We start from the raw sequence: 24,902 nt of genomic DNA, 5'->3' as shown, positions 1-24,902 counted from the left end.
TCCATAGACCAGCTATCCCAAAATGCATTAATCCGAACCTCAAGCCAAGATTAAATGATAATAAATCCACGTTATTTGATAATGAAAATTCCCTTTTTTGATGGATATACTAACGATATATGAGGAAAAAATGCCAATACCATAGAACAGATTTGTGAATTAATGGTGATATTGAAACCAACACTCTATAAATATATCAATGCAGCAAGACTCTGAAAACTTTGCTTATATATTATTGGCGATTCAAAATTATAAGTAACGAATTGAATTAATCACTACTGAATTAATTCCTATTGAAATTTTCAATGAAGCATAGGAACAAATCCACCACCATTTAAAACTATCTGGTTATTAACTAAACTTAAGGAGTATATATGAATAATAAATTTTTTTCTTTATTGCCAGTCACACTATTTTTTTTCTCCTCGTTCTCCATAGGAGCAATTCAGGAAACGAGAATGATTAACTTTGAAAATAAAATTTCATTACCAAAAAGTACAGAAGAGCAACTATATAAACTTGGGAACGAGCTGTATAGCGCATCTGTTGACAAGTTGTATTCTGCAAAATATTGGGGCAAGTATGGTACTTTTTCAAAGGTTGGCATAGAGGTTCAGGGAAGTTTAGCTTATGGAATGGCTCTGGCTGGTCCATCGGATCTTGACATTGCATTTATTTATAAATACAACAGTGGCGACTCTATGGACAAACTTAGCCCGGTTAAACTAAAGGATGATGCTGTCAATGCATTCAAGGAAGTTTTTGGTAGTAAGTATAATTATACTATCAAGATTCCAGTAGTAAATTTAAGTAACAGTACAGAAGATATCGATATTGCATTTTTCAATGTTCTGAACAAATCAGCACCTTTATGCTCTATCGATAAAAGGTGTTCTGAATTGAACTATGGAAAAGATGCTGCCACATTAGAATGGTATCGTTCAGAACGTCTGAGCCTGTATTCCGAACTTGATAATGTTTTCAGTAAAAAAACACCCAAAAGAGAGATAATTAATCGCTCAGGAAAAATATTAAAAGTATGGCGGGAGAAAATTTTTTCCGATCAAGATGTGAAAATACCCTCAATTGCCTTAGTTACCATGATTTACGATTTCAGTAAGGAGAAGGGTGCTACATATAATTATAATAAATCCACAGATACTCTTCGTGATGTCACCAGCTATAGCATTATTAAGTATTTTAAGAATGATAAATGTGAAGGTGCTCAAAATGCAAAGATTAACTTGCCTGTATATCAGCAAGATCGAAACCTCTTAAGTAAATTAAATTTATCACAACGTATTAATACCTGCCTGAAATTAGTTGAATTTAATAAAGCACTTATAACGGCAACATCAGCTCATGTAAGCGAAGCTGAGTCGGTTAAGATTCTTGAGCCTTTTATTGGTCGGTTCTGAGTTTTAAAGAATGGCATTAATCAAGTCCCCGGAAGCAAAAGTGGCTATCGTTCATATTGATACTGTTGTAGGGATGACTAGTTATATGGGCGACTACCAGTGCCCGTATCCTGATGATTCCAGAGCGTCATTGGGGCCAATTTTTATCAAATTGGCCCGATAATAGATGATGCTTTTCAACAAAAGCGGGACTTTTTGTAGAATACTTCAACAGATGGCGTTACCGCAGTCATATGCATTGCACCATGTACCATTCCCTCAATAGTTTCAATCTGCACAGACACACCGGCATCCCTTAATTGCTGTGCATAAGATTCTCCTTCACTTCTTAGCGGATCATATTCGCAAAGCAAAATAGTTGCATCTGGCAGCCCTTCAAAATGCGTTAAATTAGAAGGCGAGATAAGTGGATTTGTTCTGTTGTTGTGCTCATTGATGTATGCTTGCCAAAAGAATGTCATCATCTGTTTTGTCAATACATAACCTTCACCATATTTATGGTATGAATCCGTTTCCATTGATGCGTCTAAAGCTGGATAGAATAGCAATTGATGGCAAATAACAGGCCCTTTTTGATTTCGCGATATCAAACAAGCCGCAACGGCAAGATTACCCCCTGCGCTATCACCACCGACCGCTATTTGTTGCGTATTGATGCCAAATTTTTCTGAATTATCATTGATATAGCATAGAGCTGCATAGAAATCCGTTAGTGGTATCGGAAAAGGATTTTCGGGGGCAAGCCGATAGTCTACCGAGAAGATAACACAACCCGTTGATTCCGCCAGCTTACGGCAAGGACGATCCCAAGCATCAAGACTTCCTACGCACCACCCACCGCCATGAGCATAAACCAGTGCGGGTTTATCACTCATCCTTTCTTTTCCATAGGGTACATACATGCGAACAGGAATGGGGAAACCATCCTCCGCGGGGACAGTAAAGCTGCCATTATATGTCGCATCGTTCCATTCGCCCTGTTGTTGGATAAGAGTATCCTCAATAACGATGCGAAATTGTTCCAGGGAAGAATTTGCTCCTATTTCGATTTCAGACATGGAAGCAAGCCATTTTTCAACATTTTTATCAAGCGGCATAGTAATGATTCCTCTGTAAAAAGGTGATTGTGAGATAAGGTGCATTTCGTGTCGCGTGCTCAGCTCCAATGCTACTAAAGACTTACTAACACGTCTTTTGGAATATTTCCATGGCTAACATAATTCTGTCAGATATTAGCGCAAGCGTTAGTGAGTATTACGCTCTTCTGGTTTTCGCTTGGTTTATGAGGTCATGGATGATGTGTTGATTATCGCCGTGGTGGCAGTTGGTAAGCGCGAACGGAGTGAAGCATATGAACTACCAAGTAAAAGACTAACCTGCTGACACCTTCAAAATAATATGGAATATGGATAAGCCATTTCTTATATATAAAATATAACCAAGTGTTCACTATTACAACACCAACAATAACCATACGCATGTATAATAGAAACAATCTTGCATATAATCATATGGTTGATAATTTAACCTCCCAGACCAAATGCCAGTCCCATACCATTTAATAACAAAACTTGTCAGCTTGTAATAAAATAAATAACGACATGATTAATTTATATTATTTAAGTAAAATTGGTTTTTTAAATTCCCTGTACTACTCTTTTTTATAGCAGCTTTTAATTTATAGAAACCGCTTCTATCTTTGCAATATAATTAATTGCTGCGACAGATTTATATTATTATCACGGCAAACATAAATAACCTGAACATGTTATTTATATGTTCTACTCTACCTGTTATGTAAGTTAATCACATAACCCTAATATTCATTTACGGACTTATAGGTGAAATTATGTCAACAGAATACAAGATTTATATCATCAACCAGCAAGATAAAAAGAAAAAGTTTTGGTGTTTTCTTAGTGAACCACAATCAGAAGTAAGTGATAAGGTGTTTGCTAACTCATCAACTTATATGACATTATCTAAGCACATAAAGGGAGACGAAAACTCCTTTATTATTCCTCTTGAATTTAAATTGAAGGCGAGTTCACACAACAAAGTAGTAGGTATTAGCTCAAAAATATCTACTCATTCTCTTAAAGATATAGAATTAGGTAGCATATGGAAGGTAGAATTTGATTCTAGCAACGAACATATAAACCCATCTTTAAGTAAGTTGAGTGAGAAAACTGAACCTAACCAAGTCGGAATTAAAATAAACGGTTTTGACCTAACAGAACAAGAAATTAATCGGTGGTATAGCTGTCTTACATTTGGTATTGAATCAGGAGAGGGTTTTATTGGCTACTCCTGGCTCCCATCACCTAACGACACATACCATATTCAGCCTAAGATAAGATTTTATATTAAAACTGGAGAATACGTTGAGAACCAGCTTATCAAAATGAGTGACGTATCTAGTGATTCCGCACTGATCACTGAAGAAGATTTTGATAAAAGAAAGGAGTGTACCGTTATTTATACGACTCAAGGAAAGTGGGAAGTTAAATCTGGCAAGCCCTCACCGTCACTCCATGATAATTCATTAGTGGAAAATTTAGTTTCTGCCCATATTGATTTAACTGCATCTCATGCTGCTTTAATTGAACTGGTCCAAAAAAATTATAGTGAGAATGACTCTAAGCAGGAAAAAAGAGTATCTAATGTTGAAGATCCTACCCTTTGGTATATAAGTGCAGCTATTACCCTTGTAGCCGGATTTACTTACAAGATGTTAGTGCCGATTTTACAGCAAAAAATAGTGAGTTACTTGTATCAAAACGATTTTGAATTGAAAGAGATAAAGATTGTTGACTCTGGTCTTGAGTTCATTTATGCCTTAAGAGAGGGAGAAGGGGGCATATTAAGCAGTAATAAACATAATGAACATCTGTTAGATATGACCAAGAAAGCTTTGGACTATGAAGAGGAAGAACATCACATCCAGAGTTATAAGATTACGACCTCAACATGATAAAATGAATTTTTTCATCTTATTATAATTTATAGGGCGGATTTTCCGCCCTATATTTCAATCCATTCTACTTTTCTACTTTGACAACAGAAAATAAGTTGAATTTTCGGATAAAAATAAAAGATTAAAATACGTAGTTAAATATGCCCAATGTTTTTACAGAATAAACTTAAATAACCTATACCCTTCATCTTTCAAGCTGCTGCTTTGTTGGCGACTTTCACTCACCCCAGTCACATAGTTATCTATGCTCCTGGGGATTCGTTCACTTGCCGCCTCGCTGCAACTCGAAATCTATTAGGTATATTTATAATCTATAAGAAACCGTTATTGTTGGCGAAAACAGAGCAATTGAACTAAACTCAAATTTTACTTTTATGAGAGGAACTTAACTATGTCCGAAACCTATTTTTCTGAATCGTTGAACCTAAAATCTCACTGGATGCCATTCACTGCCAACCGTAGTTTCCAACGCGATCCACGCCTCATCGTTGCTGCCGAAGGGCAATGGCTAAAAGACGATAAAGGGCGCCGGATTTACGACAGTCTGTCCGGTCTTTGGACCTGTGGAGCAGGGCATACCCGGACAGAAATTCAGAAAGCTGTCGCTGCTCAATTAAGCACCCTCGACTACTCACCAGGCTTTCAGTTCGGCCATCCCTTGTCGTTTCAACTAGCAGAAAAAATTGCCAATTTAACACCAGGTGATCTCAATCACGTCTTTTTCACCAGTTCAGGTTCTGAGACTTTAGACACCTCAGTCAAAATGGCACAAGCCTACTGGCGTGTAAAAGGCCAGCCCACGAAAACCAAACTGATTGGCCGTGCACTTGGTTATCATGGTGTCAATATTGCGGGTACCAGTTTGGGGGGGATTGGTAGCAACCGCAAAATGTTCGGACAGTTGATGGATGTAGATCACTTACCCCATACATTACAGACCGGTATGGCGTTTACGCCAGGTATGGCGGAAACCGGCGGCATGGAATTGGCCAACGAGATGCTCAAACTGATCGAACTGCATGATGCCTCCAATATCGCAGCAGTTATTGTCGAGCCTGTGTCCGGTTCCGCCGGTGCGATTATTCCGCCCAAAGGGTATCTACAGCGTCTGCGTGAAATTTGCGATCAGCATGATATTTTGTTGATTTTTGACGAGGTTATTACCGGCTTTGGCCGCATGGGACGTTGGACCGGTGCTGAATATTTTGGTGTGACACCAGATATGCTTAACTTCGCCAAACAAATTACCAATGGCGCCATTCCTCTGGGCGGCGTAGTGGCAAGCAGTGAAATTTATGAAGCCTTTATGTCTCAGCCTCTACCGGAACACCTTGTGGAGTTTAGTCATGGTTATACCTATTCGGCACATCCGGTAGCCTGTGCCGCCGGGTTGGCAACCTTGGATCTGCTGGATAAAGACCATCTTATCCAGCGTTCTGCCGAGCTTGCTCCCCATTTCGAAACCGCTCTTCACTCTCTCGGAAACTGTCCAAACGTGACTGACATTCGCAACTGTGGCCTGGTGGGAGCAATTCAGTTGGCTGCCCGTGACGGTGATGCCGCCGTGCGTCCTTTTGATGCCAGCATGATACTTTGGAAAGCGGGCTTTTACGTGCGCTTTGGTGGTGATACGCTGCAATTCGGGCCGATGTTCAATGCTGAACGAGCTGATTTGGATCGTCTTTTTGACGCCGTTAGTGAAGTACTACATTACATTGATTAAGGAAGGGGAATAAATTTGACGCTCACTTGATAGGTGAGCGTCACTATGATCATGGTATTGGTGCTTATCCAAGATAAGAAACTCAACTGCGTAAAGCGTCCAATCATGAACTTACTCCCTGCTAAATATTAGCGGAATATCACAATAAATTGTAAATTTGAATAATATAATTACGGTAATGGTGCAAAAGGGTACACCGATTGGCCAGAAACAAATCCCTTTCGTATTGGATTTTCATGTTCTGAATTTTAAACCTTCGAGTTAATTTGGTATAACAAGGAGTAGTTATGAAAATATTAAATATTATAATTTTATCTCTATCGACAGTGATAGCTTCTAATTCTTTAGCCAATGAGATTAGAGCAAGGGATCTAGGCATTCCTTTCTCTGGAGTAACGGGGAAATATAATGCGATTACAGATGTTAGTGGTGTAGAAGTTGGCTATTCAACCATAATAGAAGGCGATGGAAAGCTAGAAGTTGGAAAAGGCCCAATAAGAACAGGAGTAACAGCTATATTGCCAAGAGGAAAGAAATTTAGCCCGGTATTTTCCAGTACATTCTCTTTAAACGGAAATGGAGATATGACAGGTAATCAATGGGTCAAAGAAAGTGGTTTCCTGGAAACGCCAATATTAATAACCAACACTCATAGTGTTGGTGTTGTTAGAGATTCAACAATTAGCTGGATGATTGATAATAATTTAACATCACCACTAAAAGATGATTTATTTTGGTTATTACCCGTGGTTGCAGAAACGTGGGATGGAATATTAAATGATATAAACGGTATGCATGTAAAAAAAGAACATGTATATCATGCGTTGAATAGCGCTAAATCAGGAGCGATAGAAGAGGGTAATGTCGGGGGCGGAACTGGAATGAACCTTTTTAAGTTTAAGGGAGGCACAGGTACTTCATCAAGAATTCTGGATAAGAAAGATGGCGGATATACTGTTGGCGTTCTCGTTCAAGGCAACTTTGGCGATAGAGATGACTTGATTATTTCGGGGATTCCGGTTGGTAAAGAAATAAAGGATCTCAACCCGATATATCATGGAGACAAGAAAAAAATAAAGGATGCCGGCTCTATAATAGCAGTGGTAGCCACAGATGCACCATTAGCTCCTCACCAATTAGAAAAAATAGCTAAAAGAGTATCTCTTGGGCTTGCAAAAGTGGGTGGGGTAGCCAGGAATACGAGTGGTGAGATATTTATTGCATTTTCAACCGCAAATAATGATGCTTTCTCTAGAAAGGATGTAAGAACAATAAAAATGCTGTCAAATGACAAACTAGATCCTTTGTATGAGGCCACAATAAATGCAACAGAAGAAGCAATAATTAATGCTATGATCGCCGCCAAAAAAATGGTTGGAAGAAACGGTAATACTTCATATTCTATTCCTAAAGATAGAGTTAAAGAGATATTAAAAAAATATAATGTTTTAGTATCACCTGAAATATATAGATCAAACCCAATCTGATGCTTAGATTTAAAAAGAAACCGGTTCCGATGAAGTGCTTATTTTACAAGCATTGAAAATTGTCTGTTCATCAGAAAGCTATTTTGAATTGCTATGCAATCGAATTAAGCGATTGAACCGCAATCCATGCCCTGAAAAGCCTCTTATTAGAGGCTTTTTGGTAAAACTTTAAACTTCTCTGCCTTCATAATAAGCGGCGTAAGCGGTACTTCCGTTATAATCACAAGATCCATAACGCCCTTTAAAATACCAGGTAATCGTTTTACCAACACTAGACTCATACCGAGTAAATACATTAGCAAAATTGTCATAAGGATTAACAACAATTCTAGCATACTTTAAGCCCAAGCTATCTGCCCCTGCTACGCTTACGCCCTGTCCCGGACAACTCGCTGCCAATGCTGTTCCAATTCCTCCAGTTAATGCAATACTCGCAGCTAATACCCCAACTGTTAATAATTTCTTGAACATAAAAATTCTCCTTAAATAGTTTCAGAATTTACATATTTAAACATATTACTTAAAAAATCATATGTGATAATGCATGCAAAACCTAAATCATCACATCGATGATGTTACAATTTTAAAATTCAAAAACTGCTTATATTTTTAATCCTAGGTTGGATTAGGTTGGAAACCTAACTTCCATTTATCATCGTAGTACCATAAATTAAAAATGGCAAATCTAATATATAATGATAATTTGTTTTTCTATAATTTACCATGAAACTATCTTAAATATCAGTATATTTATTTTGTTTTATATAGAATTAGTTTCAAGAAAAATTTTTATACTTAATTGTTTTATTCTCATTAATGACATAAGAAAAATCTTCTTTTATTAGAATATCTCAGGTTTTTTAACATGTCCTGTAGCATTTTTTTATCCCAGGAGGTATCGGGGATAAATATGAGCAGGTTTATTTTTAAGGAACTTACTCTATCTGCATCAGTCTTTTTTATTATTCTGACATTTATTGCGTTATGCCTAACGACTGACAGTCTCAATTCAAGGGAATTCTTCTGTTTCATAAAACTGCACCTTAATTAGTTGGTGTCCAACTTCTGGGGTGCAGTTCATTTTCAACGAGGCTTTTCAAAGTTCTAAAAAGCCGCTAATTAAAGGCTTCTTGATAAAATTTTATATTTTTCTACCTTCATAGAGCGCGACATATCGTCCATTATCACAAGATTTAGAAGCTTTAAAATACCATTTATACCCACCTTCTTTAAATACATTAGCAAAAACGTTACTAGAATGAACAACAGATCTAACTTTTACCCCCTTCCCACTATCGTATCCTTCCGAAGTTCTACAATATTCATATCCATCGAATGCCGATGCAGTCCCAATTCCTCCAATTAATGCTGTTGCTAATGCCCCAACTGTTAATAATTTCTTGAACATAAAACTCTCCTTAAATAGTTTCAGAATTTACATATTTAAACGTATTACTTACCAAAATCATATGTGATAATGCATGTAAAATATAAATCACCACATAGATGATGTTACAATTTTAAAATTCAAAAACTGCTTATATTTTTAATCCTAGGTTGAATTAGGTTGGAAACCTAACTTCCATTTATCATCATAGTACCAGAAATTAAAAATGGCAAATCTAATATATAATGATAATTTGTTTTTCTATAATTTACCATGAAACTATCTTGAATATCAGTATATTTAACCTTTCTGGAATTTATGATTTATCTCACATATTTATAGGGATTGAAATCTATATACCGAATAGATTTCGAGTTGCAGCGCGGCGGCAAGTGAATGAATCCCCAGGAGCATAGATAACTATGTGACTGGGGTGAGTGAAAGCAGCCAACAAAGCAGCAGCTTGAAAGATGAAGGGTATAAATGTAGCAACCTAGGGCTGTCTTAAATAAGGGGAAGTCGGCACTGACAATTGAGAGAACAAGAAATGCGTTTATATTTTGTTCATTCACACTGGATGGATTTTCTGGTAATAATGTCAACTATCCTGACTCTGGATGATCTTAATGTGATTAAAAGAAAACATTTTCCCTCATTATTTCTTCAAAATAATCATAGTGAAAAAATTCTTTCTATAATTATTGCCCTCAGATGCTATATCTATTAAATATAATATTTCTGAATAAGCAAGGCAGGAAAGGAGGGCAACAGTATTTCATTGAGCCTTAGCATTTGTTCGTAAGGTGATAGATCCTCCGTGTTGAATAAATTGAAACAAATAGAACAACAGGTTTGCTCCCAAACTATGTGGAGCAAACCTACGCAACAAAGCTCAAAGACCGAATTTTTCTTTAAGTTTATCAAGCTGCTGTTGTTGAAATAGCTCAAACTCAGCTCTTGGCTGCTGCAAGCGTATAAAATCCAACATTGGATCTTTGACTTCAGTACGAATGCCGCTCATCTGTTCAAGTACAGCCAATCCACAGAACGGTACATAAGACTCCGCATACCCGCCTTCATGAACAACGACTAGTTTTCCGTCGCATAAACTATCTGCGGCCTGTTGCACTAGCTGAGTCATCTCTCGAAAACTTCCACTATGGAGCTGCATCCTTGCCAAAGGATCCACCGCATTCGCATCATAGCCACAGGCAACAATAATCAGTTCAGGTTTAAAGCGTTCAAGCGCAGGAAGTACTATCTGTGTCATTGCATAGATATAGCTATTATGTCCGGCTCCAGCAAATAATGGGATATTCAGGTTATAACCTGTCCCTTCACCTTCGCCGATATCCTCTTCACCACTGTATCCTGGAGGGAAACAACCATCCTGATGTATCGAGATGGTCAAAACATCAGAACGATCCCAATAAATATGCTGAGTACCATTACCGTGATGAACATCCCAATCAATGACCGCAACTCGTTTTAAATCAAAACGTGCTTTTGCCTGTTCAATTGCCAATGGGATATTTGCTAGAAAACAAAATCCCATGGGCTTATCAGGCAAACAGTGATGACCTGGTGGTCGAGAAAGGCTGTAAGCATTATCAAGCTCACCGCTAAGCACTGCTTCCACCGCAGCACAAGCAAGGCTGGCTGAAAGCTTAGCAATTTCATAGCTTCCCGGTCCCATAGGAGCTTCTATACCAAGCATTCCTCCACCATTATCACTGACTTGCTTAAACCGCTTCAGATACTCTTCCGGATGAATTTTACGTAGTGTTTGCTCATCAATAGTCGATGCCGAAGAAAGGTGCAAAGAGTGGCTCAAGCCTGATACATCCATCAAATTTTTCAACCGCCTTTTTGTTTCCGGCGATTCAGCATGTACAGTTCCAGAAGGGGGCTGAACCCAACCACCGACAGGCAACGTCGTTACATGCACGCCAGTACTATGCCAAAAACAATGTTCATCAAAGAAAAACCCCGTTTTTCGTTTCATCATCCCTTCCTTTTACATTAAATTAATTAATATAATCAAAATAGTGGCGACCATTTTTTCCCATTTCGCTTTCTGTACTGACACCATCATCCAGAAATTTTACGGCAACGCCTCGTTCATCAAATTCTTTTATCAATTGAACCATATCGGCGGTATCACGGTCAAAACTCTGACGAGTTTTTTGACTAGAATCACATCTTCGTCTTCGACTTTCATGCACAGCAAATTCAGTTCATCACTTCCAGACTCTTTATCAGTCAAACTTCGAAATTGGAAACCAGACCAGCCACAGAGCAGGGGGTAATGGATATGTTTTCGTTTTTGCTTCCATGTTTATCAAACTTATTTAACATAATATACATTAGGCGTACTATGGTTGTAACACCAATTGAGGCATAGTAATGTTTAGCTTGATGGCTTTTCCATCGTATTTAGTTAAATCCATATCAACATAAGCCCAACTACCGCCGGTGCAATCTTCATTGCTTAGATGGTCAGCAACAGTTCTGGCTTGTACATCACCCTTTTTTATAATAAGAAGATGCTTTAAAAATATTCTCACAACTAATTTTTTCCAACTTTAAACTCATTCCATGGAATGTGTAGAATATCACAGCCATATATTTCCTGAATGGTCAACGCAGTCTTTTTCATTGAGGGAAAAATGCCAGAATAAATAATTTCATTGAAGTAAAATCAATCTGTGCATCTATATTTTCCCTATTTTTACAAACAGCATCGAAATATTATGTTTATTATTTAGGTATATATAAAAATAAGAATTTGAAAAAATTTTTTATGATCTAGTATATAATTGTTAATTTTAATTGGAGGTTTTAAAAAATGGCTGCATATCATATTATTAACCATGACGTCTCTACTACCAGACATGCGAAAGCTGGAGTAGTGGTCGGTGGTGTAACTATATTAACAGCTGAGCCTATGCTAAGTGTGACAGACCCAAAATTTCAATGGGTGCTCAGTATTTCTACGCCCATATATGGAGCGATTACAACTATTTCTCAACTGAATAAAGATTTGTATTGGGTACGCGGAGATGTTTTTACTGTTGGAAACGAAAGTTATATGGGCATTGAGCTCGCGTTTCCATCTCCCACAAAACCAAAATTACAAGTAGAGCTAAAGAAAGCAGCAGGTGGAGAAGGTTTTAACTTATATTCATTAGACAATGAATATATTATTATTGTATATGATTCTATTAGTAAGAGTCATAGAATTTGTCTTTCTGATACTCCTGCTGGCTATCGTCCATGGTTTTTTACGCCGGTGCTTTAAGTAATAAATTATGGTCAGGATTTATTTATTTTGTACTTCCCTCGAAGTAAGAGGGAAAAAAGAATGAATAATCTTTGAGTTTACCCCCCGTGAGTTCTATGTTGCATAAACCTGTTGCCAGCATTTTTAGTTTGGCAACAGGTTTTCGCTACGTGCAACTGATATGGAAATGGAGTGACATTTTAAACTTGGAATAACAACTTACTGCTGTATAGTGTGACGGACAATATTAAATATGTCTTCATCAGCCAACTCGGAAAACTTATACATTTAAGTCTTTCGCTGCCATTACAAAAATATCATCCATGCTGTTTTTGCTGACGGGGGAATTCAGGCCAGCCAGCACCATTTCACGAACATTCTGAATACGCTGCTCGCGAGCCTCCATCAGGCGCAAAGCATCGCGGACAACTTCGGATGTGTTGCCATAACGACCAGATTGGATCATCTCACCAACGAACCCGTTGAAGTGCTCACCGAGGGTAACACTGGTTACTCGTGCCATAAATCCACCTCTTTCTGTATTACTGAGTAATACAATTATAGCAAGGCATAATAATGATCGCCAGCGGACTATGTTAATCCCAACGCTGACTATAAAGTTCATAAAACTGATAATACAATTATAATAAAATAGCATTCTATCATACCAAGGAGCTCTAAAAATGGGCTATGACGTTCATGTAACTAGAATTCCTATATCAGAGATTTTTGAACTTGAAGATAATTATAACGAAACCAAAAACATATCTTTCGAAGAATGGATTGATTATATCAATCAAGATGCTGAAATGAGACATGATGGTTTTGCGACAACAACTTTAAGTGACGGAACTGAATTTGGTTGTTCAGATCCCAGCATAGCAGTATGGTTCGCTCATCCGGATAAAAATATAACACAGTGGGTTTGGCTGTCCAATGGAATGGTTACAGTAAAAAACCCTGATGAATATATGTTGAAAAAATTACATTTAATCGCAAAGAAGTTAAATGGCTCAGTTCAAGATCAGGATGGATATAATCTTGATGAAGAGGGAAACTTTATTCTTTCAGAAGAAGATAAAATCCCCCCTAAACCTTGGTGGAAATTTTGGTAACAAACGACTGAACCGAACACTGGAGTTTATTTCGGCAGACTTTAATAATTAGCACTAATCCTCATCTTCCGTTGGTAAAATAGCATTGGGTAAAGCACTAAAGGTCCCCCAATAAAAGGCAATTAAAGAGATCACTGCCACTGCAATAATATCCCAGGGTGCAGGAATAATGCCTTTACCGCCAAATGTGCCTAAATAGGACATAATAATCATGGCGCTGTAGAAACCGATCAACCATAAAGCAGAGGTTATCTGTTGGCGCAGGCTCACTTTGCCTATAGGGACTTTATTTTTGAACAACAAATAGATGAAAAATAAGATAATCTGTAATCCAAGCAGCCAGGAAACGGTTTTCCAACCAGACCAGTAAACAATGAAGGCGGAAATAATAAAAGAAAGCGGGCCAATGATCGCAAACCCTTTAACATAAAAAGGACGTTTTATCTCTTTGGCATTACGACGTAAGGCAGAAGCGGTTACTGGCGCTAATGCGTAGCTCAAGATTAGCGCCGCAGAAACAACACTGATGAGTTTTTCCCATGAAGGAAAAGGTAATGTCCAAAAAATAGAAAGAATAAATGTCAACCAAAGCGCAGGTCGTGGTATCCCCGATTTTTCATCGATATGGGTAAACACATTAAATAACGTCCCACTTTTTGCCCAACCATAGACTACACGGGGAGTGGCATTCATATAAATATTCCCGGTACCACTTGGAGAGATTACCGCATCACATACCACCAAAAAAGCGAGCCACCCCGCACCGAGGATTAAGGCTATATCACGAAACGGTAGTGAAAAATATTGCCCAATGTTGTTCCAGCCACCAAAGAGTAGATCAGAAGGTATCCCGCCAAGAAAAGCTAACTGTAATAAAACATAAATGATCGTAGACATTGAAATAGACAGAATGAGGGCAATAGGAATTGTTTTTTGAGGTTTTTCCACTTCACCAGCAACGGAAATAATGGGCGTTAGGCCAAGATAAGCAAAGATGATACCACCCGTTGAAACCGCCGCTTGAACACCCGATACCCCAAAAGGAGAAAATCCGTGAACTTGCAGATTATTCGGATTGAAATAATTAAACAGGATAATAATGACGAGCAGCGGAACGATAAACTTGAAAACACTAATAATATTATTGGATTTCGCAAAGGTTTTCACGCTGTTGTAGTTAAGGTAAAAGAAAAATGCTAATAAGATAAATTGAACCAGCCAGCCTGTCAGAGTTGGATCACCAGAACCCGGCTGACTGAGAAATGGGAACCACGCCGCCGCATATTGTCGAGCTGCAACGACTTCGATGGCTATTAGGCTGGAAAACGCAATTAAGGTGATCGAACCCATTAAATATCCCATGAGCTCACCATGAGAAAACACCGGGTAACGGATAATGCCACCTGATTTCGGCAGTGCCGCACCCAGTTCGCAATAAATAATGCCGAGTAAAAGCACGGCGATACCGCCAATCACCCAGGAAAAAATCCCTGCTGGCCCGGCAATAACAGACACATGGCTGGCCGCGAATAACCAGCCAGAACCAAAAATAGCCCCTAATCCGATGAAGGTTAAATCCGTGAGTGTTAACTGTTTCTTAAATTTACCCTGCCCTGAATCGGATTTTGGCCGTGAAGAGGCTTCGTATAGCGCCATAATTATTCGCCCTTTTCTGTTTCTTATTTGATTTACAAGACTTCCCTACTCATCACTCCATTGATTAATCGAGAAATATTTAACGGATTATGGTCTTGAAGTGCAGGTGGAAGTAAGGATTCGGGATAGTTTTGGAAACATACCGGGCGCAGAAAACGCCAGATGGCCAGTGTGCCAACGGAAGTCCCTCTCGCATCTGAAGTTGCCGGATAAGGCCCGCCATGAACCACGGCATCACATACTTCAACGCCTGTTGGGTAGCCATTTACAACCACCCTGCCCGCTATGTTTTGTAATCGTCGACTAAGCTCATGCGCATTCGCTAATTCATCGTGCTCACCAATCAAGGTCGCGGTAAGCTGCCCCTGCAAACAGTCAATTGCGCGTAAAAGTTGATACTGGTTTTCGGCTTCAACCACAATAGCAACAGGGCCAAAAACTTCCTCTTGTAACAGGGCACTTTTACTCAACAACAAAGCAATATCTGCACGATACAGCATTGCACTTGCCTGATTTTCATGATGTTCGCCAATGGCTAACCGGGTCATTAAGGGTTCATCATCCAGTTGATGAATACCTTTTTGGTAGCTGAGTAATGTGCCTGGGTTTAGCATTGACTGTGCCGGACGAAGAGTGATTTCCTGCGTCAATTGAGTCATAAATTGATTAAATTCTGGCGAACGAATACCCAAGATTATTCCTGGCTTAGTACAAAACTGACCGCCACCTAATGTGAATGAATTTGCCAATTCTTGGGCAATCTGTTTTCCCCGCTGTGCTAAGGCGTTTGGCAGCACAATGACCGGATTGACACTCGACATTTCAGCGAAAACCGGAATAGGTTGTGGTCGCTGCATCGCTATATCGAACAGTGCGCATCCACCAGCGAGTGAACCGGTAAAGCCAACGGCCTGAATAATTGGGTGTTTGACTAGATCTGTCCCCACGCTATTGCCATAAATCATATTGAATACACCTGCGGGCATTTGTGTGGCGATAATCGCGCGTTCAATGGCTTCTGCGATAATTTCGGCAGTAGCCATATGGCCGCTATGCGCTTTGAAAATAACGGAGCAGCCCGCGGCTAACGCTGACGCCGTGTCACCACCAGCAGTTGAAAAAGCCAAAGGAAAATTACTGGCACCGAAAACCGCAATAGGGCCTAGAGGAATATGGCACTGGCGAATATCAACTCTAGGGAGCGGTTTTCTCTCAGGTTGCGCAGTATCAATGCGGGCAGCATGAATATCACCACGGCGTAACAGCATAGCAAACAGCCTCATTTGCCCGCTCGTTCTCGACCGTTCACCTTGAAGCCGGGCTGGAGGCAGAGCCGTTTCTTCTGATACAAGGGCAATGAAGTCATTACCAAGAGCATCAATTTCATCGGCAACTTTATCTAAAAAAACGGCACGTTCTTCCAACGATGTTTGGCTATAACGTGTAAATGCATCGGCTGCTGCTTGGGCGGCAAGATCGACCTCATGTCGTGTAGCCTGATAAAACGTACAACCTATTGGTGAATTATCCACCGCTCGTCGACTATGCAAACAGCGTTCTCCTTCTGCTTGCCTGTGACCGCCAATAAACTGCATACCTGAATGTGTTACCAACATAGCGATTCCTCCAAGGGTATAGAAACGATTACAGCCCAATTCAGAGACCGACATCAGGCAACGAAGGACGATTAGCGAGAGCTTTTTCTACAATGGCGCGGACTTCCGCCAATGTTTCCCGTTCGAGTGGTAAACGCGGTGGACGAGTAATGGCACTACCACGGCCAACCATTTCTTCACACAACTTGATGCATTGCACCAAATCAGGACGGAAATCCAAATGCAACAGAGGCATAAACCAGCGATATAATTCCCGAGCTTCTTCATAACGTTTCTGTTTAGCCAGACGGAATAAAGTCTCCCCTTCCCGTGGAAAAGCATTCGACATACCTGAAATCCAACCTTCCGCGCCCACTGCGACTGACTCTAAAACGACGTCATCCAAACCAGCAAAAAGAATGAAGCGATCGCCTGTTTCGTTGGGAATATCACTAAAAGGACGGGTATTGCCTGATGAATCTTTAAATGCAACGATATTTTCGCAATCGGCCAGAGACGTCAGGATTTTCGGCGTAATATCATTTTTATACAGCAGAGGATTGTTATATAGCATGATGGGTAAATCGGTAGAGGCAGCAATTGTACGGAAATACGCCCTATTTTCTTTCGGTGTTGGCATATAAATCAGAGGTGGCATGATCATCACCCCATTAGCACCTGCCTGGCGGCATTCAGAGACCATTTTACACGCATTATCGGTTGTCAATTCTGCAATACCCGAAAGAACAGGAACTTTCCCACCAGCAACATCTACTGCGAGTTCAACGATAACACGCTTCTCCTTCATAGACAGAGACGTGTTTTCCCCCACAGAACCATTGACGACTAAACCGGAGACCCCATCTTTAATCAGGTTCGTCATTACCTTCTGTGTGGTATCCAAATTAATGGAAAAATCGGGGTTAAATTGTGTCGTCACTGCTGGGAAAACACCATGCCAACTGACCCTTTTTTTGCTCATAGTCTCATCCTTTGATTGTCATTGATTTATTTACTTGATATTTAAAATGCGAATTGTTTTTATTTTGTTAATCATTGTTTTTATTTTGCTAATAAAATGTGACTCATTGGTTTTGCTTGAATGATGGCTATTTCACTACAGAGAAGCTTGTCACTTTTCGCAGTGAACAATGACGAAATTAGCATAATAGGAATGGCAAACTTAAAGCTGAACGGAAGTATGAGTAAAAAGGCAAATTACGCCAGCCCGATTGACTGACGAAAATCACTGGGAGTGAGTCCAGTTGACGCCTTAAATTGCCGAGTAAATGCGCTGTGATCCGTATAACCACATTGCAAGGCGACATCTGTGATAGGTAATTCCGTAGCCAGCAATTCAGACGCTTTTTCAATTCTAATTTTGTGGATCATCTGCCGGGGCGTCAGGTGAAAGATACGTTTACAGTAACGTTCCAATTGAGCAACCGAGAGACGTGTTAAATGAGTTAGCTCTTCGAGACGAATGGTTCGATTAAAATTTTCACGAATATAATCATCAACGATAGCCAGCTTTTGGTACACCGGGTGATTTTCCTTAACTTCCATCAGATCATGAGAAATTCCAGCCATACCAATAACTTGATTATGTTGATTATACAATGGCAATTTATATGTCATACACCAACCTGCTTTGCGTCCATGATAAAAATGGAGTTCCAGTTGGTTTTGGATAATTACCCCTTGATGTAATACACGTAAATCCTGTTCGATGTAACAACTGCCCATCTGAGCAGGAAAGATTTCAGAAGAGGTTTTACCGAGTAACGAAGAGATCGACTTAAATCCGCAGCGTGTGGCTAGCGTAAGGTTCGCAATGAGATAACGTGCTTTGATATCTTTGATAAAGAAAACCACGCTAGGAATCGCATTTAGCAATGGTGTAATTAAGGCAACCGCATTGAGAATATCTTGTAGGTTATTGGGTTTGTGATTAACTAATCCACTACACAGTGCCGATAAAAACTCAACATTACAAGCATCATGACCATTGGTGCCAATGCCATTTTTTTCATTGTTCTGGTATATATTCATCATCGATATCTCCAGTCTATTACCATTAAAATAGGATTTTTGACTCGTGTTTAGTTATTTACCTTGATTAAAAAGATAAATATCAGATTCGACATATTAGCAATATACAAAAGAGCTATTTTGTGTTGATGTGATAATTGTCACAGAAACTTATTCCGACCACTCTTATTTATCTATTTGATTTTATAGATTAATTTATAAATTGTTTTTCTGGTAAAAACAGAAATCATCATCAGGTTTATTTATAATTTTTCTCTTTATTATCTTTATTTTATTGGAGTGCCTCTATGATAATTCAGTGATTTTTTCATTGTGCTGATTTCAGCATATTGCGGGATGAAATTCATCAAGCAGAAAATAAAATACTCTGCCACCCTTTATTAACAATACGTTAATTGGGTGGTTTTATGGCAGATAAGCATGATTATCAGATTGTTCGTGTCATTGATTCACACACAGGTGGAGAACCCACCCGCACAGTAATCGAGGGATTTCCATCTCTTGGCAAAGGAACCATTGCCAAACAGCGTCAACGTTTTGAAGCCGAATTTGATCACTGGCGCAAAGCTCTCATTCTTGAGCCCAAAGGGAATGATGTGTTGGTAGGTGCGCTTTTATGTCCGCCTACTGTACCTGACGCCGATATGGGAGTGATCTTCTTTAATAACGCGGGGTATTTAGGCATGTGCGGCCACGGCACTATGGGCCTTATTGCTTCGCTCTCTCATCTGGGCTGGTTGACCCCCAGCAAATATAAAATTGAGACGCCTGTTGGGATTGTAGAGGCGGTACTCCATAAAGATGGAGCAGTGTCTGTTTATAATGTCCCCTCTTATCGTTATCAGCAAAATGTCACCGTGAACGTGCCAGGTGTGGGTGATGTTAATGGAGATATTGCCTGGGGCGGAAATTGGTTTTTTCTGATCGGTCAGCATGACCTGTTGCTAACCCCTTTCCATATCGATGAACTCACACAATACAGTTGGGCAGTTAGGCAAGCACTGGAACAAGCGGGGATCACTGGCGAAAATGGTGAGTGTATCGACCATATTGAATTGTTCGCTCCTGATAACGATGCTGATAGTCGCAATTTTGTGTTATGTCCGGGGAAAACCTATGACCGTTCACCGTGTGGCACGGGAACAAGTGCTAAGTTAGCCTGTTTGGCGGCGGATGGAAAATTGCAGCCGGGTGACATTTGGCGCCAATCCAGCATTATTGGTAGTGTTTTTGAAGCCCAATATCAGTGGGTTGGTCAGAAAATTGCCCCAGTGATCCGGGGAACCGCGCATGTTTACGGTGATAATAAATTAATCATTGCCAAAAGCGATCCTTTTGTCTGGGGGATCAATGTATGACTCCTCGCCAAATATCGGATGTCATTATCGTTGGCGCCGGCATCGTTGGAGCCGCATGTGCTTATCAGTTGGTACAGGACGGTTTGAGAGTTGCGGTGATTGATGATGGTGGTAAAGGGGCAACACAGGCAGGAATGGGGCATCTCGTGTGTATGGACGATAACCCCGCTGAATTGGCACTGAGTAGTTACTCATTAAATATATGGCGAACATTTACCTCACATATGCCAGAAAATTGTGCATGGCGTGGGTGTGGCACACTTTGGCTGGCGGATGCAGAGGATGAAATGGAACTGGCTGAGGAAAAAAGCGCACGTCTTACCTCCTATGGAATTGAGAATACTCCGATGACAGCAACACAGATTCACCAGATGGAACCCATGGTGAAGAGTGGGATTGCCGGTGGTTTGTGTGTTCCTGGGGATGGGATTGTCTATGCACCGAATGTCGTACACTGGTTTCTTACTAGCTGTAAGATTCGGTTTATTAAAGGCCAAGTGCATACCTTGGAGCCTCAGACCGTTGTGCTACGTGATGGAAAGAAATATTGTGCACCGAGAATATTGCTAGCAAATGGGTTGTGGAGCACACATCTGTTACCTGAATTACCGATTGTCCCTAAAAAAGGACAATTGGCGATTACCGATCGTTACCCTACCTGCATCACACATCAATTGGTGGAATTAGGATATAGCGCCAGTACACATGCCTCAGATGGCACATCAATCGCTTTTAACGTTCAGGCCCGCCCGACAGGTCAGCTTCTAATCGGCTCTTCACGCCAATTCCATAATGAAAAACACACTATCGATTTCGCCCTACTCCGTTCTATGCTCCAGCGCACACTTTATTTTTTACCTCAGCTTGGTCAGATGAATATTTTACGGTGCTGGTCTGGCTTTCGTGCCGCGACTCCCGATGGTTTACCGCTATTGGGGCAACATCCTGCTTATGAATGGCTATGGCTGGCCGTAGGCCATGAAGGATTAGGTGTGACGACCGCTCCGGGCAGTGCCAAAATCATCTCCGCATTGATGCTGAATAGAAAAACGGAGATTGATCCATTGCCTTACCAACCTGCACGTTTCACTGCCATGGCCTGTCAGAGGTTGCCATGACACGCAAAAAACCACCCTTTATTGCTCTGTTTATTGATGACGAGCTGATCACAGTTCCTACGGGGATTACTGTTGCGGCGGCGCTAGCTTATACCGGTGATGAGCATTGCCGTATATCTGTATCACATCAATTGAGAGTGCCTTTTTGTGGGATGGGGATCTGCCAGGAATGCCGTTTGATGATCAATGGTCGCCGCCGTGTAGCATGCCAGACAGTTTGTGAAATGGGTATGAAAGTCGAGAGGATCTGAACATGGCAACATCATCTTCTGCTACGGTATTGCGCTGTGATGTGCTAGTGGTTGGCGCAGGACCGGCGGGATTGGCTACCGCACAGGCTGCTGTACAAGGGCAACAATCCGTTATCCTGATTGATGACAATCCCAGAGCAGGCGGACAAATTTGGCGTCAAGGGCCATTTCATACATCACCTCATACATCACCACCGATGGCGAAACGTTATTTATCGGTACTATCAGAAGATGCCTTGGTCTATTTACCGGGTTGTAAAGTGATTGCAGTAGACAGCCAATGTGTGATTGTTGAAACGGTAGGTAAGCACCGAATGGTTCACTACCAACGCATCATTCTTTGTACTGGAGCCAAAGAAAAATTACTTCCCATTCCTGGATGGACATTACCGGGTGTCACAGGGGCAGGAGGATTACAAGCACTGATAAAAAATGGTCTTCCCATAATAGGTGAGCGTGTTGTTATCGCCGGTAGTGGTCCCCTTTTGCTCGCGGTTGCGGAGACGGTAAAAAAAGCGGGAGGGAACGTGGTTGGTATCATTGAACAAGCGCCTTTGTACCGCTTATTTTCGTTTGGTTTGCAACTGCTCCGCTGGCCAGACAAGTTGCATCAAGCCATCACTCTCATGCCACTTAGAAATTATTACAAAAACAGTATGGTGTTGGGAGTGGAAACCTCGGTGGAAGGCAAGTTGACTGGCGTGTATATCAGCAATAAAGGGCAGAAGCAGAAATTATCCTGTACGCGTTTAGCTTGCGGTTTTGGTTTAAGGCCCAATACGGAATTGGCACAGTTGCTTGGTTGCTTACTGGATGAACAAGGAAATATTCAGGTAGATGCGTGGCAACAGACTACTACACCCGGTGTATATGCAGCGGGAGAATGCACAGGTATTGGTGGCAGTGAGCTTGCGCTTTGTGAAGGATTTATTGCCGGTTTTGCCGCAAGTGGTAAATGCGCCTTAGCTGAAAAATGGCGGCAAAAACGAGTAAAATGGCAGCATTTTGCAACAGCGGTAGCACAGACGTTTAAATTGAATGAAGAGATAGCACGGGCACTTCCACCCGATACATTGATCTGCCGTTGTGAAGACGTACGTTTAAACGAGCTTGAACCATTTCAGGATTGGAATAGTGCAAAAATGGCGACACGGTGCGGTATGGGGGCTTGTCAGGGAAAAATCTGTTCTGCCATTCTCCACGATATCAAACATTGGGCAATACCATCCCCTCGCATTCCACTATCTCCTGTTAGTCTCGAAACGCTGGCAGCAGAGATCCCCCCTTTCAAGAATGGGAAAAATTAATTTTTCTGACTGATAGATAAATATCCCCTTTTATTTATCAAACTGAGTTTTTGCTAAAAATCACAGTTTGTTTGGTCACCTTTGCTATGATTCACGTCGAAAATCATTAAAACCTGTAATGAGTTACTTTAAAGATTAAGGTGTGGACATTTATGTATAAGACAAATGGAACAATCCTGGATGTAGCGGGTATTAAGGTTGGACATGCTGAAGATGAACTGGAGCAAACCGGTTGTAGCATAATTATTTTCGACGACGGAGCTGTTTGTGGCGTTGATGTCAGAGGTTCTGCACCGGGAACAAGGGAAACCGAGCTTTTAGATCCGATTAACACGGTTCAGAAAGTCAACGCAGTGGTACTAAGTGGAGGCAGTGCTTTTGGATTAGATTCCGCCTCTGGCGTCATGCGCTATCTTGAAGAAAGAAAAAAAGGTTTTGATACCGGTGTCGCTGTCGTACCTATCGTTCCTGCCGCAATAATTTTTGATCTAAATTTTGGCGATCCTGCTGTTCGTCCTGACGCTAAAATGGGCTATCTTGCAGCACAAAACGCTTCTGTAAACCCTTTTCCATCGGGAAATATTGGCGCAGGTGCCGGGGCCACTATAGGTAAGATGGCTGGTTTTAACAAAGCCATGAAAGGTGGACTTGGAACCGCATCGGTTAAATTACCCGGGGGACTGACAATTGGCGCAATGGTTGTTGTAAATGCTGTCGGTGAAATCAGAGACCCTAAAAATGGTAAAACTGTTGCGGGTGCATGTGATGAAAATGGTCATCTTATCGATCTCATTTCCTACGTTTTAAAAAATGATAAAGATAATAATTTCACTCAGGGGACAAATACGACCATTGGCATAATCTGTTGTAACGCCAATATGAATAAAAGTCAGATGAAAAAAGTTTCCCAGATGGCTCATGATGGCCTTGCGAGGACAATATACCCCGTTCATACCATGAGTGACGGGGATACTATTTTTGCAGCGACAACAGGTGGTGTGGATTCATCGGTGAATATTGTTGGTATGCTTGCGGCGGAGGTCATGGCTACCGCAGTTTTAGATGCTGTGAAATCAGCCAAATCAAAATTTGGTATTAGAGGTTATGCCGATTTAGCGGATTAGAAAACACGAGGTTATGGTTACATTGGAAAGCGCCAGTAACGCGCCGAGTGCCACCAGTGCCAATGGAAGCGAACATTAGCCTCACGGACCTCCCCATATAAAACTTGATGTCGATAAAATCAACTTGGGGCATATGTTAGCATCCACGATCCGGCCTTACCTGCAAATCCAATCAAAAGGTTAACACTATGTCAGACATTCGCCTGTATATGCTGCAAACCGGAACCATCAAATGTAAGGTTCACTACATCAAGATGAATCAAGGCAACGGCGCCGATTATGAAATTCCGATTCCATTTTTTTTACTGACTCATCCTAAAGGTCATACGCTAATTGACGGTGGTAATGCAGTTGAAACCGCAACTGACCCCAAAGGCTACTGGGGAACTATCACCAAAGCCTACTGGCCGGTGATGCGTGAAGATGAAGGTTGTGTAGCTCAAGTGAAAAAGTTGGGTATCGATCCCGCAGATATCCGCTATGTGGTGCAATCCCATCTTCATCTCGATCACACAGGTGCAATAGGACGCTTCCCTAACGCAACACATATCGTACAGCAACGTGAATATGAATACGCCTACACCCCGGATTGGTTTTCTGCTGGTGGCTACATCCGCAGGGATTTTGATCGCCCAGAACTAAAGTGGGAATTTCTCGATGGGGAACGCAATGACATGTTTGATGTTTACGGAGATGGCACTTTAAAAACGGTATTTACTCCGGGGCATTCGCCAGGACACCAATCACTACTGGTCACCCTGCCGAACAGTGGCAGCCTGCTGTTAACGATTGATGCCGCTTATACCCTCGACCACTGGGAAGAACGAGCATTACCCGGATTTCTCACCTCTACTATTGAAACCGTACGTTCGGTGCAAAAACTACGGCATCTAGCCAAACGTACAAATGCAATCGTGGTAACCGGGCACGATCCAGATGCCTGGCCAACATTCCGTAAGGCGCCGGAATATTACGATTAACTCTAATTCGTCAATCCAAAATAGCCAGAAACTCGAAAGTAGACGTTTCTGGCCTGATACTCATTTGACTA

Annotated in this window: 23 protein-coding genes and 2 pseudogenes; 14 read left to right on the top strand and 11 right to left on the bottom strand. The window is 40.9% G+C overall.

Features of this window, described 5'->3' with window-relative positions; genetic code table 11:
- Positions 1 to 374: 374 nt before the first annotated feature.
- Both D3222_RS03450 and D3222_RS24955 read left to right on the top strand, forming a co-directional pair.
- On the top strand, positions 375 to 1,418 hold the full coding sequence (locus D3222_RS03450) for a hypothetical protein (RefSeq protein ID WP_232832382.1): 1,044 nt from the start codon (positions 375 to 377) through the stop codon (positions 1,416 to 1,418).
- A 10-nt stretch (positions 1,419 to 1,428) separates the two neighbouring features.
- Positions 1,429 to 1,581, top strand: a complete 153-nt coding sequence (locus D3222_RS24955; RefSeq protein WP_157975282.1) for a hypothetical protein — start codon at positions 1,429 to 1,431, stop codon at positions 1,579 to 1,581.
- A gap of 13 nt (positions 1,582 to 1,594) precedes the next feature.
- Here D3222_RS24955 and D3222_RS03445 read toward each other — a convergent pair whose 3' ends face one another.
- Positions 1,595 to 2,515: an alpha/beta hydrolase gene (locus D3222_RS03445; protein ID WP_118984870.1), complete on the bottom strand. Its 921-nt coding sequence runs from the start codon at positions 2,513 to 2,515 to the stop codon at positions 1,595 to 1,597.
- A gap of 157 nt (positions 2,516 to 2,672) precedes the next feature.
- Between D3222_RS03445 and D3222_RS03440 the strand changes: the two are divergent.
- The 4 genes and pseudogenes from D3222_RS03440 to D3222_RS03425 form a co-directional block, all read left to right on the top strand.
- Positions 2,673 to 2,801, top strand: a pseudogene (locus D3222_RS03440) (type II toxin-antitoxin system RelE family toxin); the annotation flags it as partial.
- 466 nt (positions 2,802 to 3,267) lie between these two features.
- Entirely contained in the window at positions 3,268 to 4,392 is a 1,125-nt protein-coding gene (locus D3222_RS03435) for a hypothetical protein (protein ID WP_118984869.1), read from the top strand.
- 394 nt (positions 4,393 to 4,786) lie between these two features.
- Positions 4,787 to 6,118 carry an aspartate aminotransferase family protein gene (locus D3222_RS03430; protein ID WP_118984868.1) on the top strand — a complete coding sequence of 444 codons (1,332 nt, stop codon included), beginning with the start codon at positions 4,787 to 4,789 and terminating at the stop codon, positions 6,116 to 6,118.
- 287 nt (positions 6,119 to 6,405) lie between these two features.
- Positions 6,406 to 7,605, top strand: coding sequence for a DmpA family aminopeptidase (locus tag D3222_RS03425; protein ID WP_118984867.1), 1,200 nt, complete (start codon positions 6,406 to 6,408; stop codon positions 7,603 to 7,605).
- Positions 7,606 to 7,773: 168 nt separating this feature from the next.
- On the opposite strand, the gene D3222_RS03420 is transcribed toward D3222_RS03425, so the two are convergent.
- The 5 genes and pseudogenes from D3222_RS03420 to D3222_RS03395 form a co-directional block, all read right to left on the bottom strand.
- Positions 7,774 to 8,076, bottom strand: a complete 303-nt coding sequence (locus D3222_RS03420) for a hypothetical protein (RefSeq protein ID WP_118984866.1) — start codon at positions 8,074 to 8,076, stop codon at positions 7,774 to 7,776.
- Between the two features lie 670 nt (positions 8,077 to 8,746).
- Complete coding sequence (locus D3222_RS03410) at positions 8,747 to 9,013, bottom strand: LCI fold-containing protein (RefSeq protein ID WP_118984864.1); 267 nt, start codon at positions 9,011 to 9,013, stop codon at positions 8,747 to 8,749.
- Positions 9,014 to 9,884: 871 nt separating this feature from the next.
- Positions 9,885 to 10,997: a class II histone deacetylase gene (locus D3222_RS03405; protein WP_118984863.1), complete on the bottom strand. Its 1,113-nt coding sequence runs from the start codon at positions 10,995 to 10,997 to the stop codon at positions 9,885 to 9,887.
- A gap of 55 nt (positions 10,998 to 11,052) precedes the next feature.
- Positions 11,053 to 11,264, bottom strand: a pseudogene (locus D3222_RS03400) (recombinase family protein); the annotation flags it as partial.
- Between the two features lie 103 nt (positions 11,265 to 11,367).
- Entirely contained in the window at positions 11,368 to 11,559 is a 192-nt protein-coding gene (locus D3222_RS03395) for a type II toxin-antitoxin system HicB family antitoxin (RefSeq protein ID WP_232832381.1), read from the bottom strand.
- 281 nt (positions 11,560 to 11,840) lie between these two features.
- On the opposite strand from D3222_RS03395, the gene D3222_RS03390 reads away from it, so the two are divergent.
- Complete coding sequence (locus D3222_RS03390) at positions 11,841 to 12,293, top strand: hypothetical protein (RefSeq protein ID WP_118984862.1); 453 nt, start codon at positions 11,841 to 11,843, stop codon at positions 12,291 to 12,293.
- A gap of 262 nt (positions 12,294 to 12,555) precedes the next feature.
- Here D3222_RS03390 and D3222_RS03385 read toward each other — a convergent pair whose 3' ends face one another.
- Positions 12,556 to 12,798: a type II toxin-antitoxin system ParD family antitoxin gene (locus D3222_RS03385; RefSeq protein WP_118984923.1), complete on the bottom strand. Its 243-nt coding sequence runs from the start codon at positions 12,796 to 12,798 to the stop codon at positions 12,556 to 12,558.
- Positions 12,799 to 12,958: 160 nt separating this feature from the next.
- Here D3222_RS03385 and D3222_RS03380 point away from each other — a divergent pair, with 160 nt between their 5' ends.
- Positions 12,959 to 13,390 carry a hypothetical protein gene (locus D3222_RS03380; RefSeq protein WP_118984861.1) on the top strand — a complete coding sequence of 144 codons (432 nt, stop codon included), beginning with the start codon at positions 12,959 to 12,961 and terminating at the stop codon, positions 13,388 to 13,390.
- A 54-nt stretch (positions 13,391 to 13,444) separates the two neighbouring features.
- On the opposite strand, the gene D3222_RS03375 is transcribed toward D3222_RS03380, so the two are convergent.
- The 4 genes from D3222_RS03375 to D3222_RS03360 form a co-directional block, all read right to left on the bottom strand.
- Positions 13,445 to 15,046, bottom strand: coding sequence for an APC family permease (locus D3222_RS03375; RefSeq protein WP_118984860.1), 1,602 nt, complete (start codon positions 15,044 to 15,046; stop codon positions 13,445 to 13,447).
- Between the two features lie 32 nt (positions 15,047 to 15,078).
- Positions 15,079 to 16,662: an aldehyde dehydrogenase (NADP(+)) gene (locus D3222_RS03370; RefSeq protein WP_118984859.1), complete on the bottom strand. Its 1,584-nt coding sequence runs from the start codon at positions 16,660 to 16,662 to the stop codon at positions 15,079 to 15,081.
- Between the two features lie 40 nt (positions 16,663 to 16,702).
- Complete coding sequence (locus D3222_RS03365; RefSeq protein ID WP_118984858.1) at positions 16,703 to 17,623, bottom strand: dihydrodipicolinate synthase family protein; 921 nt, start codon at positions 17,621 to 17,623, stop codon at positions 16,703 to 16,705.
- A 236-nt stretch (positions 17,624 to 17,859) separates the two neighbouring features.
- The gene (locus D3222_RS03360; RefSeq protein ID WP_118984857.1) at positions 17,860 to 18,696 is read right to left on the bottom strand and encodes an AraC family transcriptional regulator; all 837 of its coding nucleotides are present in this window, start codon (positions 18,694 to 18,696) and stop codon (positions 17,860 to 17,862) included.
- A 404-nt stretch (positions 18,697 to 19,100) separates the two neighbouring features.
- On the opposite strand from D3222_RS03360, the gene D3222_RS03355 reads away from it, so the two are divergent.
- The 6 genes from D3222_RS03355 to attM all read left to right on the top strand — a co-directional run bounded on the left by D3222_RS03355 (position 19,101) and on the right by attM (position 24,831).
- Positions 19,101 to 20,051, top strand: coding sequence for a 4-hydroxyproline epimerase (locus tag D3222_RS03355; RefSeq protein WP_118984856.1), 951 nt, complete (start codon positions 19,101 to 19,103; stop codon positions 20,049 to 20,051).
- Positions 20,048 to 21,169: an NAD(P)/FAD-dependent oxidoreductase gene (locus D3222_RS03350; RefSeq protein WP_118984855.1), complete on the top strand. Its 1,122-nt coding sequence runs from the start codon at positions 20,048 to 20,050 to the stop codon at positions 21,167 to 21,169. The genes D3222_RS03355 and D3222_RS03350 overlap by 4 nt, the downstream gene beginning before the upstream one ends.
- Positions 21,166 to 21,420, top strand: coding sequence for a (2Fe-2S)-binding protein (locus D3222_RS03345; protein WP_118984854.1), 255 nt, complete (start codon positions 21,166 to 21,168; stop codon positions 21,418 to 21,420). The genes D3222_RS03350 and D3222_RS03345 overlap by 4 nt, the downstream gene beginning before the upstream one ends.
- Positions 21,421 to 21,422: 2 nt before the next feature.
- The gene (locus tag D3222_RS03340) at positions 21,423 to 22,727 is read left to right on the top strand and encodes an FAD-dependent oxidoreductase (protein ID WP_118984853.1); all 1,305 of its coding nucleotides are present in this window, start codon (positions 21,423 to 21,425) and stop codon (positions 22,725 to 22,727) included.
- A 152-nt stretch (positions 22,728 to 22,879) separates the two neighbouring features.
- Entirely contained in the window at positions 22,880 to 23,851 is a 972-nt protein-coding gene (locus D3222_RS03335) for a P1 family peptidase (protein WP_118984852.1), read from the top strand.
- A gap of 188 nt (positions 23,852 to 24,039) precedes the next feature.
- A complete protein-coding gene (gene attM / locus D3222_RS03330; RefSeq protein ID WP_198672732.1) occupies positions 24,040 to 24,831 on the top strand; it encodes an AttM family quorum-quenching N-acyl homoserine lactonase in 792 nt (263 codons plus the stop codon).
- Positions 24,832 to 24,902 lie beyond the last annotated feature (71 nt).

The organism is Photorhabdus sp. CRCIA-P01, from assembly GCF_003545805.1.
GTDB lineage: Bacteria > Pseudomonadota > Gammaproteobacteria > Enterobacterales > Enterobacteriaceae > Photorhabdus > Photorhabdus antumapuensis.
This window is presented reverse-complemented; position numbering and strand designations above follow the sequence as displayed.